14 protein-coding genes and 1 tRNA gene are annotated in these 15,178 nt (G+C 57.0%); 6 read left to right on the top strand and 9 right to left on the bottom strand.

Annotated features, from left to right (window positions below; genetic code table 11):
- Window positions 1-413: 413 nt before the first annotated feature.
- The 7 genes from BP758_RS00135 to BP758_RS00105 form a co-directional block, all read right to left on the bottom strand.
- Window positions 414-1,196 carry an RNA methyltransferase gene (locus BP758_RS00135; RefSeq protein ID WP_292367520.1) on the bottom strand — a complete coding sequence of 261 codons (783 nt, stop codon included), beginning with the start codon at window positions 1,194-1,196 and terminating at the stop codon, window positions 414-416.
- Between the two features lie 12 nt (window positions 1,197-1,208).
- A complete protein-coding gene (locus BP758_RS00130; RefSeq protein WP_292367518.1) occupies window positions 1,209-1,895 on the bottom strand; it encodes a phosphoglycerol geranylgeranyltransferase in 687 nt (228 codons plus the stop codon).
- 124 nt (window positions 1,896-2,019) lie between these two features.
- Window positions 2,020-4,887 (bottom strand): DNA topoisomerase I, encoded by a 2,868-nt coding sequence (locus BP758_RS00125; RefSeq protein WP_292367516.1) that lies wholly within the window; start codon window positions 4,885-4,887, stop codon window positions 2,020-2,022.
- A gap of 7 nt (window positions 4,888-4,894) precedes the next feature.
- Window positions 4,895-6,352 carry an Asp-tRNA(Asn)/Glu-tRNA(Gln) amidotransferase subunit GatB gene (gene gatB / locus BP758_RS00120; RefSeq protein ID WP_292367514.1) on the bottom strand — a complete coding sequence of 486 codons (1,458 nt, stop codon included), beginning with the start codon at window positions 6,350-6,352 and terminating at the stop codon, window positions 4,895-4,897.
- Window positions 6,349-7,647, bottom strand: coding sequence for an Asp-tRNA(Asn)/Glu-tRNA(Gln) amidotransferase subunit GatA (gatA, locus tag BP758_RS00115; RefSeq protein WP_292367513.1), 1,299 nt, complete (start codon window positions 7,645-7,647; stop codon window positions 6,349-6,351). Before gatA ends, gatB begins: the two co-directional genes overlap by 4 nt.
- Complete coding sequence (gene gatC, locus BP758_RS00110) at window positions 7,647-7,916, bottom strand: Asp-tRNA(Asn)/Glu-tRNA(Gln) amidotransferase subunit GatC (protein WP_292367511.1); 270 nt, start codon at window positions 7,914-7,916, stop codon at window positions 7,647-7,649. The genes gatA and gatC overlap by 1 nt, the downstream gene beginning before the upstream one ends.
- Window positions 7,906-8,910, bottom strand: a complete 1,005-nt coding sequence (locus BP758_RS00105) for an asparagine synthase C-terminal domain-containing protein (RefSeq protein WP_292367508.1) — start codon at window positions 8,908-8,910, stop codon at window positions 7,906-7,908. Before BP758_RS00105 ends, gatC begins: the two co-directional genes overlap by 11 nt.
- A gap of 166 nt (window positions 8,911-9,076) precedes the next feature.
- On the opposite strand from BP758_RS00105, the gene BP758_RS00100 reads away from it, so the two are divergent.
- From BP758_RS00100 to BP758_RS00090, 3 genes are all read left to right on the top strand, one after another.
- Window positions 9,077-9,159, top strand: a tRNA-Leu gene (locus BP758_RS00100).
- A 181-nt stretch (window positions 9,160-9,340) separates the two neighbouring features.
- Complete coding sequence (locus tag BP758_RS00095; RefSeq protein ID WP_292367506.1) at window positions 9,341-9,919, top strand: hypothetical protein; 579 nt, start codon at window positions 9,341-9,343, stop codon at window positions 9,917-9,919.
- 508 nt (window positions 9,920-10,427) lie between these two features.
- Window positions 10,428-10,682: a hypothetical protein gene (locus BP758_RS00090; protein ID WP_292367504.1), complete on the top strand. Its 255-nt coding sequence runs from the start codon at window positions 10,428-10,430 to the stop codon at window positions 10,680-10,682.
- Window positions 10,683-10,733: 51 nt separating this feature from the next.
- On the opposite strand, the gene BP758_RS00085 is transcribed toward BP758_RS00090, so the two are convergent.
- Together BP758_RS00085 and BP758_RS00080 are read right to left on the bottom strand one after the other, a co-directional pair.
- On the bottom strand, window positions 10,734-10,955 hold the full coding sequence (locus tag BP758_RS00085) for a YwbE family protein (RefSeq protein ID WP_292367502.1): 222 nt from the start codon (window positions 10,953-10,955) through the stop codon (window positions 10,734-10,736).
- 70 nt (window positions 10,956-11,025) lie between these two features.
- Window positions 11,026-11,766: a hypothetical protein gene (locus BP758_RS00080; RefSeq protein ID WP_292367500.1), complete on the bottom strand. Its 741-nt coding sequence runs from the start codon at window positions 11,764-11,766 to the stop codon at window positions 11,026-11,028.
- 190 nt (window positions 11,767-11,956) lie between these two features.
- On the opposite strand from BP758_RS00080, the gene pyrC reads away from it, so the two are divergent.
- The 3 genes from pyrC to dnaG all read left to right on the top strand — a co-directional run bounded on the left by pyrC (window position 11,957) and on the right by dnaG (window position 15,144).
- Window positions 11,957-13,234 carry a dihydroorotase gene (gene pyrC, locus BP758_RS00075; RefSeq protein ID WP_292367499.1) on the top strand — a complete coding sequence of 426 codons (1,278 nt, stop codon included), beginning with the start codon at window positions 11,957-11,959 and terminating at the stop codon, window positions 13,232-13,234.
- A 226-nt stretch (window positions 13,235-13,460) separates the two neighbouring features.
- Window positions 13,461-13,775 (top strand): DUF167 domain-containing protein, encoded by a 315-nt coding sequence (locus BP758_RS00070; protein ID WP_292367497.1) that lies wholly within the window; start codon window positions 13,461-13,463, stop codon window positions 13,773-13,775.
- 121 nt (window positions 13,776-13,896) lie between these two features.
- Window positions 13,897-15,144 carry a DNA primase DnaG gene (dnaG, locus tag BP758_RS00065; protein WP_292367495.1) on the top strand — a complete coding sequence of 416 codons (1,248 nt, stop codon included), beginning with the start codon at window positions 13,897-13,899 and terminating at the stop codon, window positions 15,142-15,144.
- Window positions 15,145-15,178 lie beyond the last annotated feature (34 nt).

The raw sequence follows: 15,178 nt of genomic DNA, 5'->3' as shown, positions 1-15,178 counted from the left end.
GAGGCCACCCGGACCGATTTTTAAAAATGATCGACCCGACCAGCTTTTCTGTTACGTGCATGGCAGGGGGGTGGGGGCGATCTCAAATCCGCGTGGATCAATGGTCGCCCCGGCCAATGTCTGAAATCGGTCACCCCGACCTCTGATCGGGTACGGTCGGGGCGACCACCTCTTCTCGTCTGAAATTCCAGAGGAACTGTAGGTCGCAGAACTGGAAGAAAAGAGGCCGCCCCGACCGATCTCTGAGATCGATCGGTCCGATCATTTTTTTTGTTGCGTGAAGGGCAGGGGGGAGGGGGGCACCATTTTTTTTAAAGGTGGGGGTGACCCCCCGGGTTTTTTTAGGAATTGCCGGACCGCGGGTCGATCCTTTGTGAGAATCCCCTGCCGTTGGATCAATCTTTGTTATGGGTTTATTCTTCGCGGTCAGGAGCGGGATCCGAATCCGGCTCTTCCTCCGGGTTCTTGTGCCGGCGCATCTCCTCTTTTTCCCGGTTGAGCGCATCGGGATCCACGTGCCACTCGGTCCGGCGCAGGAGGCCGTGAACAGTGCTTGCCTCCCGGGTGGTCAGGCAGGCCCGCCCGAGGATCCGGCGGATCATGATCATCGTATTCTCGCGCTTGAACGCCGGGTGGTGCACCGAATCGAGGAACCGGTCGATATGCCGGTACAGGTGCCCCATCTCGTAGGGCGAAGCAAGGCGGTACTGCGGCAGGGGAAGGTTCGCAAGCTCGTAGCAGACCACGCCGATGGCATGCGAGAGGTTCATGATCGGGTACTCGTCTGCGGTCGGGATCGTGCAGATGATATCGCTCCGTTTCACCTCTTCGTTGTTGAGTCCCCAGTTTTCCCTGCCAAAGAGGATCGAGATCCGTCCCTCCGCCGTCCCGATCTTCTCGCGGAGTTCCTTTGGCGAATAAAACGGCATCCGCATCGGCGTGCAGACCGACTTGCTCACCTGCCCCGTGGTTGCGATCACAAGGCTGCTCCGGGCAAAGACATCCTCTATCGTGCAGATCTCCGCATTTCTCAGGACATCCTGCGCATGCGATGCCCGGGCCTTTGCTTCATCCCCGAGCGGGCAGGGATCGATGAGCACCATCCGGGTAAACCCGAAGTTCTTCATCACCCGTGCCGAAAATCCCACATTTCCCTCGTAGAGAGGGGCAACAAGCACGATGTCGATCTCGGGCATAAAAAAAAGGAATTACTGGACAGCGTCCACGGTAGCCTTGAGGACCGCAGCGCCCAGGTCATACACGGCGTTCCCGACCACGATCGTATCCGCATATTTGCCCATCTCGGCAGCTTTCTCCGCCGAGTTGATCCCGCCGCCATAGTAGAGGATCGCTTCATCGAGCGCCTCGGAAGCGGCCTTTACGACCGCGGGGTTGCCGTAGGTCCCCGAGTATTCGATATAGACGACCGGGAAGTGGAAGTACCGGTCGGCAACCGCGGTGTACGCGGCAACCTCTTCAGCCTTGAGATCGCAGACCGCCTTTGTTACCTTGCCCACCGAGGAGTTGGGGTTTAAGACAATGTAGGCCTCGGGAACGACCATGTCCCAGGGAATGCGGCCGTCCTGTTGCTGGACCCAGTACCGGTGCTTGCCCACGATCCACTGCACGTCGGTCGTGTTCATCACGCTGGGTACAAAGAGATAGTTTACCCCCTTGACGAGGACCGCTTCGGGCCCGGCCGGTTCCATCACGAGGGGCAGGCCGTATGCCGCGATCTGCTTCTGGAGGGTTTCGAGGTTCTCCTTTGTCACGTTGAGCGTCCCCGAGAGCATCAGGGCGTCGGTGCCGCTCGTGGCAATGGCGTCGATATCACCGGCTTTGAGCTGTTTGTCGGGATCGAGTTTTGTCACATGTACCCAGTCTTTCCACTTCATGTCAGTATCACCTAGTATGTGTGCGTTCCAAGTCCATAAACCGGTGCATGGGAGGTTTTTTTTAAGGAGAGAAAAATAAAAAATCCCGTGACCCGGGGAACCCTGCGACAAAAAGAGCGGGATCTTAAATCTGGATAATTTCTTCCCGCTTTTTAAGCTGTTTCTGGAGATCGGCCACCAGCGCCCGTTCGGTCCCGGTCCGGGTGGCGATCTCTGCGGGATCGGCACCGATGAGATCGGCTGACCGGATGACTCCCGCATCTGCAAAGGCACGTGCCACCTTCGGGGTCATGCCCTTTAAGGTGAGCAATTCCTTTAACACCTTCTTTGTCCTGGGCGCAGCGCTCTTGGGGGCTGCTGTCGCTTTTTTTGCCGGCTTTGCCGCTGCCCCCCCGGGCACCGGGCGGTGGAGGTACTCGCAGACAAGTGCGATGTGGCGGTTCACGGTCGCAGCGCTCATGCCCGCCATGCCGGCAAGCTTCTCCGGGGGAATTGTGCAGAACTCCTCGGGCCCCGCGATCCCCGCGGCAAGGTACTTTTTGAGGCTGACTGCCGGGATGCCGGTCTCTTTTAAGAGCTGCCCGTTATAGGTGATCCGGGCCTCGGCGAGGATATCCGCTGCCTCCTTCTCCCCAATCCCTGCCTTCTGGAGGGTTGCCGGGCTTGCCTTGGAAAGGCCGGCAAGATCGGTGATCCCGGCCTCTTTTAGCGCGGCCATGATCTTAGCCGAGCTTCGTCCCTTCCGTGGGATCAGGTGGGCTCTCATGAACCTGCGGCACTCGGAACGTTTCCGCAGCGTTTCGAGCATGGCAACCGCTTCGGTCTTCAACTTCTGCGCAGCGTCAGGGCCAAGACCGAGCAGGTGCGCAAGCTTTTCCGGCTCGCTTTTTGCAATATCTGCCACCGAATAGATATGCTTTGAACGGGCCTTTTCCAGCAAAGCCTCGTCCATCGATCCAAGTTCGGTGAGCGATTCGACGTTTGACGTTATGTGGTGGCAGAGCGGACACCCGATATCCCAGGGCCGGGCCCCTTTCCGCACGAGCCGGACATAGTGGAGGTGGTGCTTGTCGCAGATGTCGTCCGTTCTCACGGCCCAGCCCCACATGGTGACGGGAAGGCCGATGTTGAACGTGCACTCCGGGTACTGCGAGCAGCCGATGAACTGGGTCGAGCCCCGCAGGTGCTTGATGGCGAGCGTTCCTTTGCCGCAGACCGGGCATTTCCCGAGGTTGAGTTCCTCGGCAGTCCGGTTCCGGATATCGTCGCCGATAATCTGCTCGTTTGTTTCGAGCTGGTCGAATGCTTTATGCAGCAGGCCCCGCGATTCGCTGATCACGTCGTCGCGGGTGCGCTCGTTCTGTTTTATCTGCTGCATGTGCGATTCGATCGTCTGGGTCATGTCGGGTTTGGTGATCGTATCGGCGTTGTGTTCGAGCGCCTCGGTCACCACCCGGCCGACAAGGGTCGGGCGCAGCGGGTTGCCCTCGACGTATTTGCGCGAAACAAGCCGGGCTATGACCTCGTGCCGGGTGCTCTTTGTCCCAAGGCCCAGCTCCTCCATCCGCTGGATGAGCTTGCTCTGGGTATAGCGGGCAGGGGGCATGGTCTCCTTCTCGTCAAGGTTGACCTTGCGAATCGGCAGTTTTTCCCCGGTGACAAACCCGGGGAGGATCGTCTCCTTTGCTTCCGAGAAGGGATAGACCGCGTGCCAGCCCGGTTCGAGGAGCTGGCCGCCGGTCACCGTGTACGGCTCGCCGCCGGCCTCAAAGTTGACTTTTAAGGTCTTCCAGAGCGCGTCGGGGGCAAGGGTGGCCAGGAAACGGCGGAGGACAAGCTCGTAGATTCTGAAGGCATCGTCCCCGAGAACTTCACGTGTCCCGGCACCGGTCGGGTGGATAGGGGGGTGGTCCGTCGAGGATTTCTTTCCCCGGGTCGGTTCGGCCCGGCGGTGGGCGATCGTCCACTCGACATCTTTCCTGAAGGGCGAGTTTCTGATCGTGGCAAGTACGCCGTTTAGGTCGAGCGAGACCGGGTAGACCGTGTTGTCGGTCCTCGGGTAGGAGATGTACCCGTTCATGTAGAGCTCTTCTGCGATCCGCATTGCGTTTGCCGCGGAAAAGCCGAGCCGGGCTGCGGCAACGATGTAGGTCGTGGTATCGAACGGCGAGGGGGACCGGTCCTGTTTGGTCCCTTCTTTGATCTCGGTGACCAGCAGCGGTTCTTTTGTCCTGTCCCGGGCAAGTTCTGCTGCCTTCTGGTCCTTGAAGCGCCCGTTCGTGTGCCGGGCCTCGATCTGCTCCCCGGCCTTTTCGGTGACAAGGCCCAGCTGCCAGTATTTCTCCGGGACGAACTTCTCGATCTCCTTTTCCCGGTCAACGATCATGGAGAGCGTCGGGCTCTGGACACGGCCCACCGAGAGGATGTTGTTGCCCCCGCGCTTTGCGGCAAGCGAGATGAACCGGGTGAGCGATGCGCCCCACATGAGATCGATCGCCTGCCGGGCTTCCCCGGCCGCGGCAAGGGCAAAGTCAAGATCGGTGGTGTTGGCAAATGCGGTTTTGATCTCCTGCGGGGTGATGGCCGAGAAACGAGCCCGGTCGATCTTAACGTTCTTGTTGACCGCACGCACGAGCTCATAGGCTTCTTTGCCGATAAGCTCTCCTTCGGTATCAAAATCCGTGGCGATCGTGACCCGGTCGGCGTGGCGGGAAAGTTTCTGGAGGTGCGAGACGATCTTTTTCTCGGTCGGTACCTTCATGGTCTCTGCATCGATCAGGCTGCGGGGGGTGTACGTCTCGCTGCGCCAGTTCTCATAGCCCGGCACAAAATCGATCTCGACTACGTGGCCGCGCAGACCCACGGTCGTCGTGTCCCCGAAACTGTATGTGGAGACGCCGGAGTCCTTTGACTCGGTGACTTTTTTGCCTTCGCTTAAGATCTGCGCGATCCGCCGGGCCGAGATGTTCTTTTCCGCAACGATCAGGTGCACGATATGTTCACTCCAGACCAGACAGGGCTTTTGTCATGAGGGTGTTGAGCTCGCCGGGATCGGACCGGCCCCGGGTCTTCTTCATGGCCTGGCCGACAAGGAAATTGAGGGCCCCTTTCTTTCCGGCCTTGTAATCCTCGATGGCCTTCGGGTTCTCACGGATGACCTCCTGTATGGCGGCAAGGAGGACCCCATCATCGCCGGAGGTTCTGGCAAGGTTGAGCCTTTTTACAATGACATCCGGTGTCTCGACGGTTTCGCCCTTGTGCTGCTCGTCGAGCATCACCCGCAGGACTTCGACCCCGCTCTTGTCGGTGATTGTCCCGGCCTTTAAGAGGGCGAGGAGGCTGGCAAACTTTGCCGGGTCTACGCTCTCGATCCCCATGTCGCGGTAGTTGAGCTCGCCGGTGAGCGTGTCGGCGATCCAGGTTGCGGCAAGGGCGCAGGCGTCCTTGTTCTGCGCCACAACGGACTCAAAGAAATTGGCCATCTTCAGTTCGCCGGTGAGCGTCCTCGCGTGGTTAAGCGAGCAGCTGTACTGGGTGACAAAGCGTTCGCGCCGGGCATCGGGGAGCTCGGGGAGGGCAATGTCTTTGACCCAGGACTTGACCCGGAGGGGCCGTAGGTCTGGCTCGGGGAAGTAGCGGTAGTCGTTCTCCTGCTCCTTTGAGCGGGCCGACTGGGTGATACCGCGTGCTTCAAGGTAGTGTCGGGTCTCCCGGTCGACTTTGAGTCCCCTCCGGAGGAGGTTTTTCTGCCGCGTCACCTCGAACGTGAGCGCCTTTTCCACACCCTTGTAGGAGGAAATATTTTTGACTTCCACCCGCTCGCTCCCTTTGAGGGAAATATTCGCATCGACACGGAGGGAGCCTTCCTTGTCGGAATCAAAGACGCCGAGGTATTCGAGCGTGGCCCGGAGCTTGTTTAAGAACTTCCGCGCCTCTTTTGGCGAGCGCATATCCGGCTCCGAGACGATCTCGATCAAGGGGATGCCCGCACGGTTGTAGTCCACGAGAGAGTACCGGCCGCGTTCGGCATTTCCCATGTGCACGAGCCGGCCCGGGTCTTCCTCCACATGGATGCGGGTGAGGCGTATTTTGCGCTCTTTCCCGTCGTCGCCTTCGATCTCCACGTACCCGCCCAGGGCAAGAGGCTTGTCGTACTGGGTGATCTGGTAGGCTTTGTTGAGGTCGGGGTAGAAGTAGTTCTTCCGCGAGAACTCGGACTCTTCAGAGACCTCGCAGTTGAGGGCTTTACCCACCTTCATGGCGTACTCGATCACTTTTTTGTTTATCATCGGCATCGTGCCGGGAAGACCGAGGCAGATCGGGCAGACATGGGTGTTGGGGCCGTCGTCACGGTAATCGGTCGAGCAGCCGCAGAAGAGCTTGCTCTTTGTATCGAGCTGGCAGTGGACTTCGAGGCCGACAACCACCTGCGCATCGGCGGGGGGATTTTCGCTCATGGCTGTCCCCCCTGTTCGTACGCATAGGCAACATCGATCACGCGCTCGTCCTCGAAGGGCCGGCCCATGATCTGGAGGCCGACCGGCATGTCCTGCACGGTCCCGCAGGGCACCGAGATCGCCGGGATGCCGGCAAGGTTGACCGGCACGGTCAGGATATCGGAAAGGTACATGGAGAGCGGATCGCTTTTTTCGCCCAGTCTGAACGCAATCGTGGGCATGGTAGGCCCGCAGAGGACATCGACATCGGCAAAGAGCCGGGCGAAATCCTTTCGGATATTTTCCCGGGCTACCTGCGCCTTTGCATAGTACTTGCCATAGTAACCCGAAGAGAGGGCAAAGGTCCCGAGCATGATCCTGCGCCGGACCTCGGGGCCGAACCCTTCGCGCCGGGCATCCTGGAACGCGGCATGCCATGACTTTTTGGTCTCTACCGCCGGGCCGTAGCGCACGCCATCGAACCGGGCAAGGTTCGAACTCGCCTCGCTCGTGCAGATCACATAGTAGGCGGCAAGGGCATATTCCATCGACGGGATGCTGCACGGGACGGTTGTTGCGCCAAGCTCTTCGAGCCTGCCGATCGCCTTTTTGACAACCGCGGCAACAGCCGGGTCGACACCGGCCCCGAAGTACTCCTGCGGGATGCCAATCCGGGTACCTTTGATATCGGCGGACGGGGTGTGGGTATAGGGCCGGTCCTGCGAGGTTGCATCGTGTTTGTCGTGGCCGGCGATCACCGACATTAAGAGCGAGACATCGGAAACGTTTGCCGCCATCGGGCCGATCGTCTCAAGCGAGTTTGCATACGCAATGAGACCGTACCGGGAGACCCGGCCATAGGTCGGCTTTAGGCCAACGATCCCGCAGAATGCGGCCGGGCAGCGGATCGATCCGCCGGTATCGGTACCAAGGGCCATCCGGACCATGCCGGCTGCGACTGCGGCCGCGCTGCCACCGGATGATCCACCGGGAACCCGCCCGGTGTCGCGGGGGTTTAAGGTGGGCCCGAACGCAGAGTTCTCGGTGCTCGTCCCCATCCCGAACTCGTCCATGTTGGTCTTGCCGGCAATAGCCGCACCTGCGGATTTTACAAGCGCGACCGCATGGGCATCGTAGGGGGGGATGTACCCTTTGAGGATCTTCGAGGCGCAGGTGGTCTCGATTCCCTGTGTGGAGATATTGTCCTTGACCGCGACGGGGATCCCGGAGAGTTTCCCGCTCCCTCCCTTCGGCTCTTTACACACGGCAAGGAACGCGTTGTATTTGTCGTCTGGCTCAAACCGGAGTGCGCTCACTACATCACCCGCGGTGCCTTGATAAACCCGTCTTCCTGTGCGCCGGCATTGCCTAATGCCACGTCGTGCGGGAGCGAAGGTTCGACCTTGTCTTCCCGTAAGATGTTATAGAGGTCGCGGGCGCCAGTATCGTCCCCGCGGACCTTGTCCAGCACGTCAAAATATTCAACGATGGCGTTGAACTGGCCGGTAAAAGTGGCAAGTTCCGCGGCATCGATCCCGATATCGGCGAGTTCCCCGATATGTTCCACGTCTTTTTCACTGACCATGATTTCCCCGTCCGATTTGGTCTATGTAATCTTGCATGGACGTTTTATAACCATTATTACGGGCAAGTTTTTGTAGTACTCCCCAGACCCCGCTCCCGTACTGCATGGCCTTTTTCCCGTAGCCGGCAAGCTCTTCCGGCATGTGCCGGGCGGCGACTTCGCGGAGGGGGATCTTGCGCCGGCCGTCACGGACTTTTTCCGCCGCCGGGATCGCGCGGGCGGCGCGCACGACCCGGACATCCATGTACGGCATGGAAAGATAGGTGCCGTTTAATCCCGCTACTGCCTGGTCGCGTTGGGCCTGGAGTTCGAGGCCGGCAACATCCCGGGCAAGGTCGTCCTCCAGATTCTGCGATGACAGGTACCGGGCATAGCCGCCGAAGAGTTCGTCTGCTCCCTGCCCGGCAATGATGCGCCGGTAGCCTTTTGCCCCGGCCCACTTCGAGATGAAATACTGGGTGACTGCGATCCCGGTGTTTACCGGATCCTTTTTCGGAATGACTTTGATGACCTTCGGGAGGGCTTCCTCGATTTCTTCCGGCTCGATGACAACGATCGTGCAGGAGAGGTTGAGCAGCTCTGCGGCATGCTCGGCCTGCGCGAGGTCGTGGGAGCCTTCGAGGCCGACAGCCACGCACTCGCGCCCGGCAAGGGCAGCGACGAGACTTGAATCCACGCCTCCCGAGAGTGCGACAACACCCTCATCGCTCCGGAGTTTTACGGCGGCAATTATCGCTTCTTCAAGGGTGCAGGGCGCCGGGTCCGGGTCTATTGCAGTAATGATCTTGTCATGACAGACCAGCGCGCCTTTGGGGCCGGGGCCCGGCATGATCCCGAAATGGTCGCGGGCATGGCAGGTGTCAAAGGAGAGGGAAAATTCGCCACCGAAATTTTTAGCCTTTTCAGGTGTTGTCGTGCAGATTGTCTCGATCTCGGCAGGTGCGAGTTTCCTGCCGTCCAGCTCTACCCAGCCGGTACATGTGAATGATGCCATGCTTTCGCCGGATCTAGTATGGCATCAGGGGGGTTTATAATACGTGGCAACTGATCCCTGCCGGATCCGGCCACGATTTTTTTATTGTACCCGGCAAATACTATAGAGCGCGTGCGCTTCCTGCCAGAACTAAAAAACGGGGAAGCACCGTGTATGGCATTCCTGGGCGAGGGTACGAAAGTGGCCAACTCGGCTGGACTTAAGATCCAGTTCCGCAGGGATTCATGGGTTCGACTCCCATCCCTCGCATACCTATTCTGGGATATAGGTATCTTGTAAATACGCCACTCTTCTAAAAATTGCCCAATTCCGTAAAAGGCTGTCACTATTCTAAAATTGCTTTCATATTTTGCCATACTGCGCGCATAGTGGCGCGCTCTTTTCGAAAAAAAACAAAATATTATTATTATAAATTGTTAAAAACTTAACAATGGAAGAATTTTGTGGGAAATGTGGCGCAAAAATGGACTTATCTGTTTCCAATGTGTGCCCGAATTGCGGTTGGGTCTCTGGCGCTCCGGATCCAAACAAAACCCGACGTAAATTGACAGGTTCTGGTTTTTTAAAAGCACATGGAAAAAAAATCCTGCTCATTGGTATAGGGATAATTGCAGTAATTGCATTTATCTGGGTATTCCAATCACTTTTATTAGACACACAACCGGGAGATGCCGTCATTCAATCTTACAATCTTCTTAAAAAAGGTGAATATTCTCAAGCCGTTGATTTGAGTTTGGATCCTTACACAAATCAACCATTCACGCCAGAACGAAAACAAACAGCGATCTCCGAACTAGGTAGTTTTAAAGACCTGACTAGTGTCCAAAGTTCTGAAATTAAAGTTGTATCCTCGGAAAAAATTAATGATAACAAATATTTAATTACATGCTTAGTATCATACTCCCGTAATGACCCATCTGGAAAACACAATGACCAAAACACTGTAATAACTGCATATGTTTTGAAATTTGATGGTCATTGGAAACCAATAGGGCTACCATATAATTAAGAAAAATTTTTAATCCCCTTAATTTTTGTGTGTGATCTATACCCCTGGACAATAAAATTATCGAATTATCATAAATCTATAACAAAACCCTATTAATGAAAAAAATCTCACGTTTCTGAACGGAAGAATTTTGTGGAAATTGCGGTGCGAAATTGGATCTATCTGCACCAGATCAATGTCCCGTTTGCGGGAAAGAACAAAATGTTGTTAAAAAACTCCAGCAAAAAAAGTCTGAAATTTGGAATCTTTCTATGTCTGGGGATAATTGGAATTGTAATTATTGGGTGGATTCTAATCACCCGGGGAAATATTATCACTCAAAGTGTTACTCCAACAAATGCTCCATTGCACTATGAACCGTTCAAATTCGACATATCTCGGGGGATTCAACACCTTAAAAGCTGTGTTTTTGGGAGGGGACCCCCGGGCTGAAGTTGCCTACCAGTTTGCCCGCCCGGTGAAGGAACCGTAAGAGACCTTATCTGTTCACGAAGGGATACACTCCACTATGACTCTGGTAAAAAAACACCGCATACGGAAAAAGACCACGCTCGTTGACAACCTGCCCGAGATGGTCTTTTCCGCGCTTGCCAACCATGAGGACTTCGTAGTAACCTACGAGACCGATCCAAAAACCCACAAGACCTCGCTTTACGTAATGACCGGTTCCCTTATCACACCGGAACTGCTCGCCGCCCTCAAAAAACAGATCGAGCACAAGAAAGAGGAAGGCAGCACGGTCGTCACCCGCGACTGGAAATAACAAATACCAAAAGGCCAGATTATTTTTTTTTACCCGGATGTTCCGGGACCGTTACGACTCTTTTGCAGGAGTACCGCTGCCGATGACTGCGGCCACCCGTCCCACCCGGCCGTCAGCGAGCCGGACCTTGATGCCATGGGGATGAAACGAGGAGTTTGTCAAAATCTCCTGTACGGTTCCCCGGGTCAGCCTCCCGCTCCGCTGATCTGCCTTCTGGACAATATCAACCGTGCAGCCCGGGTGGATATCGGCCCGGTTTTTTCCCGAGGTCATAAGATACGGTACCGGTTTTGTCTATACACCCCAAAAAGGGAATTCAGGGAAAGGATATACCGGGGAAAAATCAGGATGAGATATCCGGTACATTGTATGAGCCGATACCGGATTCGAGCCACCCGGTCGTGGTTACCCATCCGTGATTTTCGCCGTGCAGCTCTACTGCCACGGTGTTTTTATAGGCATTTGATTCGGGCTCGCTGATCTTCCAGGTATTCCGTGCATCGAGGCCGGCGTTGATCCGCACGACTGCCCCGGGCGATGCGGTGTAATCTGCATATACACTCGTCAGGTACCGGTAACAGGAGGTCTGCCCGGCCGTTGCGTTCACATTGGGACAGGCTTCAGTCTGGATGCTCTGCACCGGGCGGAATACCGCTGCGTCCTGGATCGGGGAACGGGTATCGATCGGACCCGGCGAAGGGGCAGTCACCGTTAGCATGACAATCGAGGTCTGTGCGCTCCCGTTAACGGGCGGCAGGCCAAGCGACGGTGTAGATATCTTCAGGTACGTAGTCTTACCGGTCCCGTAGAGTACGGCAGACCAGTCATGGGGGATGCCTGTTATATGATGATTGCCAATCTCGGTGATAATGGGCGAATTGCCCTTGGTATCCTCGGGCACCGGTAAGAAGAACGTCACATTGGTGAGAACCTCCTCGGTCGAAAAGGTACAGCTGTAAGAATAGGTGCTGGTAAGCGAATTCCGGTATTCCGTGACAACGTAATTATTATAGGTCACAACCGCAGCAAAGGCGATCAGAATAACGATAAACAAGCCAATCGTGATTTTTATGATCCGGTCCATGATTTCCCTCCCGCACGGGACTGAATGATGGGGATTTCTGCCCTTTGCACCAGTCCCGGGAGCAATACCTGTAGTTTAGAGTAAAGAGGGAAAAAACATTGTATTCTCCCGGGAAACGGCTGCCGCCGCCACATCGGAAACTTCTCCAGAAGCAGCATGACTATTATGGTTTGCTGCCGATCATATCTGCATGGAATCCCGTGTGGACCTCGCACTCATAAACGTCCGGCTCCCGGACGGGCGCCGGGCGGATGTCTCGATCCGGGACGGCCGCGTTGTCCATACCGGGGCATCGGGACCGGCAGACCGGACGATCGACTGTACCGGTAAAATTGTTCTCCCGGCTGCGGTCGATGTCCATGTCCATATGCGGGGCGGGAGCCAGTCAGAAAAAGAGGACTGGGAGACGGGGAGCAGGAGCGCGCTTGCCGGCGGCGTGACGGTCGTTGTCGACCAGCCAAATACCGTCCCGCCGCTTACTGCCCCGGAGGTCTACCGGCGGAGGGTTGCAGATGCACAGGCACATTCGCTGTGCAGTTTTGCCATCAACAGCGCGGTGACGCCGCAGACCGCGGTTGAGGAGATGTGGAGCAGCGGTGCGATGGCCTTTGGCGAGACCTTCTTTGCTCCGTCGAGTTACGGCGAAGCGCTCTCAGCTTCCGACCTCTCCCTCATGCTCGGGCGCATCCGGACTCTCGGCGGCCTTGCCACCATCCATGCAGAGAGCGTCCGGCCCGGGGAGGATTTTGGCCTTGCGGCACACGATAGACTGAGGTCCCCCGAAGGGGAACGTGACGCCGTACTCGCGGTCCAGGCCTGCAACACGGCGGGCTGCCGGCTCCATTTCTGCCATATGAGCTCGGCGCGCTCACTTGCCGCAGCCCGCGGAACAGTCGAGGTCACGCCTCACCACCTCTTCCTCTCCCGGGAAAAGACCAGGGACGAGGACACCACCTTCAAAGTCAACCCCCCGGTGCGAAGTGAACGCGAGAGAAAGGCCCTTTTCGCCTGCTGGGACCGGATCGATCTGATCGCCTCCGACCATGCCCCGCATACCCCTGCGGATAAGGCACAGGAGTTTTCCTCTGCCCCATCGGGTGTCCCGGGGGTGGAAACGATGGTTCCCCTCTTACTGGCAGAGGTGCTCGAAAAGCGCCTTGCGCTCCCCGATGTGATCAAAAAAACATCGACCGCGCCCGCCGCGTTACTGGGGATCCCTGCTGCCGGGTTTTTGCCCGGGGACCGGGCCGATTTTACAATCTGTCCCTGCGAGGCGGTACCGATCGCAGCAGACAATCTCCACAGCCGGTGCGGGTGGACGCCGTACGAAGGAATGCCGGCGGTCTTCCCCGCTATCGTGATCCGGGACGGTGCTGTCGTGTATGAATCCGGTGAATTTACCCGGATACCCCCGGTATGGTACGCCGGCAAAGGGTACACTCCGGCACTAATGTCTCCGAAACGGTAATGTGCCAGAAACAACAGATGGGAAAAGGTGCCGACATAGCGCACCCATAGGTCCCCGGGTGATCGATTGGCAAACGCCTGGAAGTGATCCATGGGACAACCCGGGTGCGCGACAGGCATCGCCCGGCTGAGGGTTTTATACACCGGTGAAGAACGGCAGCAGCCACTGGTGATCCGTTGTGTGTTTAAGCCGGGCGACATCTTCACTCTCAACGGGAACGTTCCCCATGCCAGCGCTGACCGATGCCCTTTCTGCAGACAAAAACGGCACGCTGATTTCTATCGAAGTTTCCGCAAACGCCAAATCTGCACGGTTTCCTGACGGGTACAACCCCTGGAGAAACGCGATTGGCTGCCGGGTTACGGCTCCGGCAACCGAAGGGAAGGCCAACCGTGCCGTCATTGCTCTTATCAGCGAAGTGCTCGGCGTTTCCCCGTCATCCGTTACCCTTGCTGCCGGCCAGACTTCGACCCAGAAAAAAGTGCTCGTTTTTGGACTCGCCCCGGACGAAGTTGCCGGGCGCCTTGCCAAACTATCCTGATCCGCTCGTATTCCCCGGGGCTGGAACGAACCTACACTTTAAGTAATTCCCCACGTTATATATATTTTATACCTATGATCAGGCACATCATCATTCGCATGATACATGGGGGTGCGTTTACGTGTATTCACCGGATACTACCAAGTACCTTATTCACATCAGCCTCAGCGCAGAGGGGGTGGTCGAGAAACCTGATGTAGTCGGCGCGATATTCGGGCAGACTGAAGGGTTACTCGGCGAAGACCTCGACCTGCGGGACCTCCAGAGGACCGGGAGGGTTGGCAGGATCGACGTCCAGATTGCAAGCAAAAAAGGAGAAACCACCGGGGACATCCTGATCTCCACGTCCCTTGACCGGGCGGAAACAGCCATCCTTGCAGCGTCCTTGGAGACCATCGACCGCGTGGGCCCCTGCGTTGCGCATGTGACCGTGGAGTCCATCGAGGACATCAGGGTCAGCAAGCGCAAGAAGATCGTTGAACGGGCAAAAGAGATCCTCATCGAGCGCTTTGACGACGGGGCTATCGACAGCGACGAGCTCCTCGACGATGTACGCCAGACGATCCGTGTCGAAAAGATAGGGACGATCGGGGAAGAAAAACTCCCGGCCGGTCCCAATGTCATGGAGTCCGACGCGATCATCATCGTCGAAGGGAGGGCAGACGTGGTCAACCTCCTCAGGTACGGCATCAAGAATGCCGTTGCCGTCGAAGGCACCAACATCCCGGCATCGATCGTCGATCTCTGCGGGAAGAAGACCACGACTGCATTCTTCGATGGCGACCGGGGCGGGGAACTGATCTTACGGGAACTTCTCCAGATGGCAGATATCGATTTCGTGGCCTTCTCCCCCCGGGGAAAGAGCGTCGAGGACATGACAAGAAAAGAGGTCATCAAGACCCTGCGGAACAAGGTGCCGGTCGAGTATGTCCGCGACCAGTACTTCGAGGACGCAGCAGAGCTCCCGACGGATCTCCCCCGGCCCGGCCGTTCAGTGCCGGCCCACGACGATAACGACTCGCGGGAACCGGCCGACCGCCCCGCCGGCGGCGGACAGAAGAAATCCCGGGGCAGTCCGGCAAAAACCCCGGTCACGATCCGTGACCACCTGGAGGATGTGCGGGGAAAGAATATCGCCCGGTTTCTTGACGGGGAGATGACGGTGATCCGCGAGACCTCGACCGACGAGATGGAAAAAGCGGTCGAGACGCTCGATACGCCGGTCACCGGTATCGTGACCGACCGCTCCGTGGACCAGAAACTGCTCGACCGTCTTGTGTACAAGGGTGTCGAGTATATCGCGGCAAAAGATTTTAAGGGAATTATAAAAAGGCCGTTAAACATACGGCTGATGAAAATGAGCCCGTAAAATTGGGCTCACACAAATTTATTTATGCATGGTG

It is taken from the genome of Methanoregula sp. UBA64, assembly GCF_002502735.1.
Lineage (GTDB): Archaea > Halobacteriota > Methanomicrobia > Methanomicrobiales > Methanospirillaceae > Methanoregula.
This window is presented reverse-complemented; position numbering and strand designations above follow the sequence as displayed.

Bases quoted from the DNA above. Each gene is read 5' to 3' on its own strand.
- BP758_RS00135 (WP_292367520.1), bottom strand. From the start codon at position 1,196: ATGCCCGAGATCGACATCGTGCTTGTTGCCCCTCTCTACGAGGGAAAT.
- BP758_RS00130 (WP_292367518.1), bottom strand. From the start codon at position 1,895: ATGAAGTGGAAAGACTGGGTACATGTGACAAAACTCGATCCCGACAAA.
- gatB (WP_292367514.1), bottom strand. From the start codon at position 6,352: ATGAGCGAAAATCCCCCCGCCGATGCGCAGGTGGTTGTCGGCCTCGAA.
- gatC (WP_292367511.1), bottom strand. From the start codon at position 7,916: ATGGTCAGTGAAAAAGACGTGGAACATATCGGGGAACTCGCCGATATC.
- BP758_RS00105 (WP_292367508.1), bottom strand. From the start codon at position 8,910: ATGGCATCATTCACATGTACCGGCTGGGTAGAGCTGGACGGCAGGAAA.
- BP758_RS00095 (WP_292367506.1), top strand. From the start codon at position 9,341: ATGGAAGAATTTTGTGGGAAATGTGGCGCAAAAATGGACTTATCTGTT.
- BP758_RS00090 (WP_292367504.1), top strand. From the start codon at position 10,428: ATGACTCTGGTAAAAAAACACCGCATACGGAAAAAGACCACGCTCGTT.
- BP758_RS00085 (WP_292367502.1), bottom strand. From the start codon at position 10,955: ATGACCTCGGGAAAAAACCGGGCCGATATCCACCCGGGCTGCACGGTT.
- BP758_RS00080 (WP_292367500.1), bottom strand. From the start codon at position 11,766: ATGGACCGGATCATAAAAATCACGATTGGCTTGTTTATCGTTATTCTG.
- pyrC (WP_292367499.1), top strand. From the start codon at position 11,957: ATGGAATCCCGTGTGGACCTCGCACTCATAAACGTCCGGCTCCCGGAC.
- BP758_RS00070 (WP_292367497.1), top strand. From the start codon at position 13,461: ATGCCAGCGCTGACCGATGCCCTTTCTGCAGACAAAAACGGCACGCTG.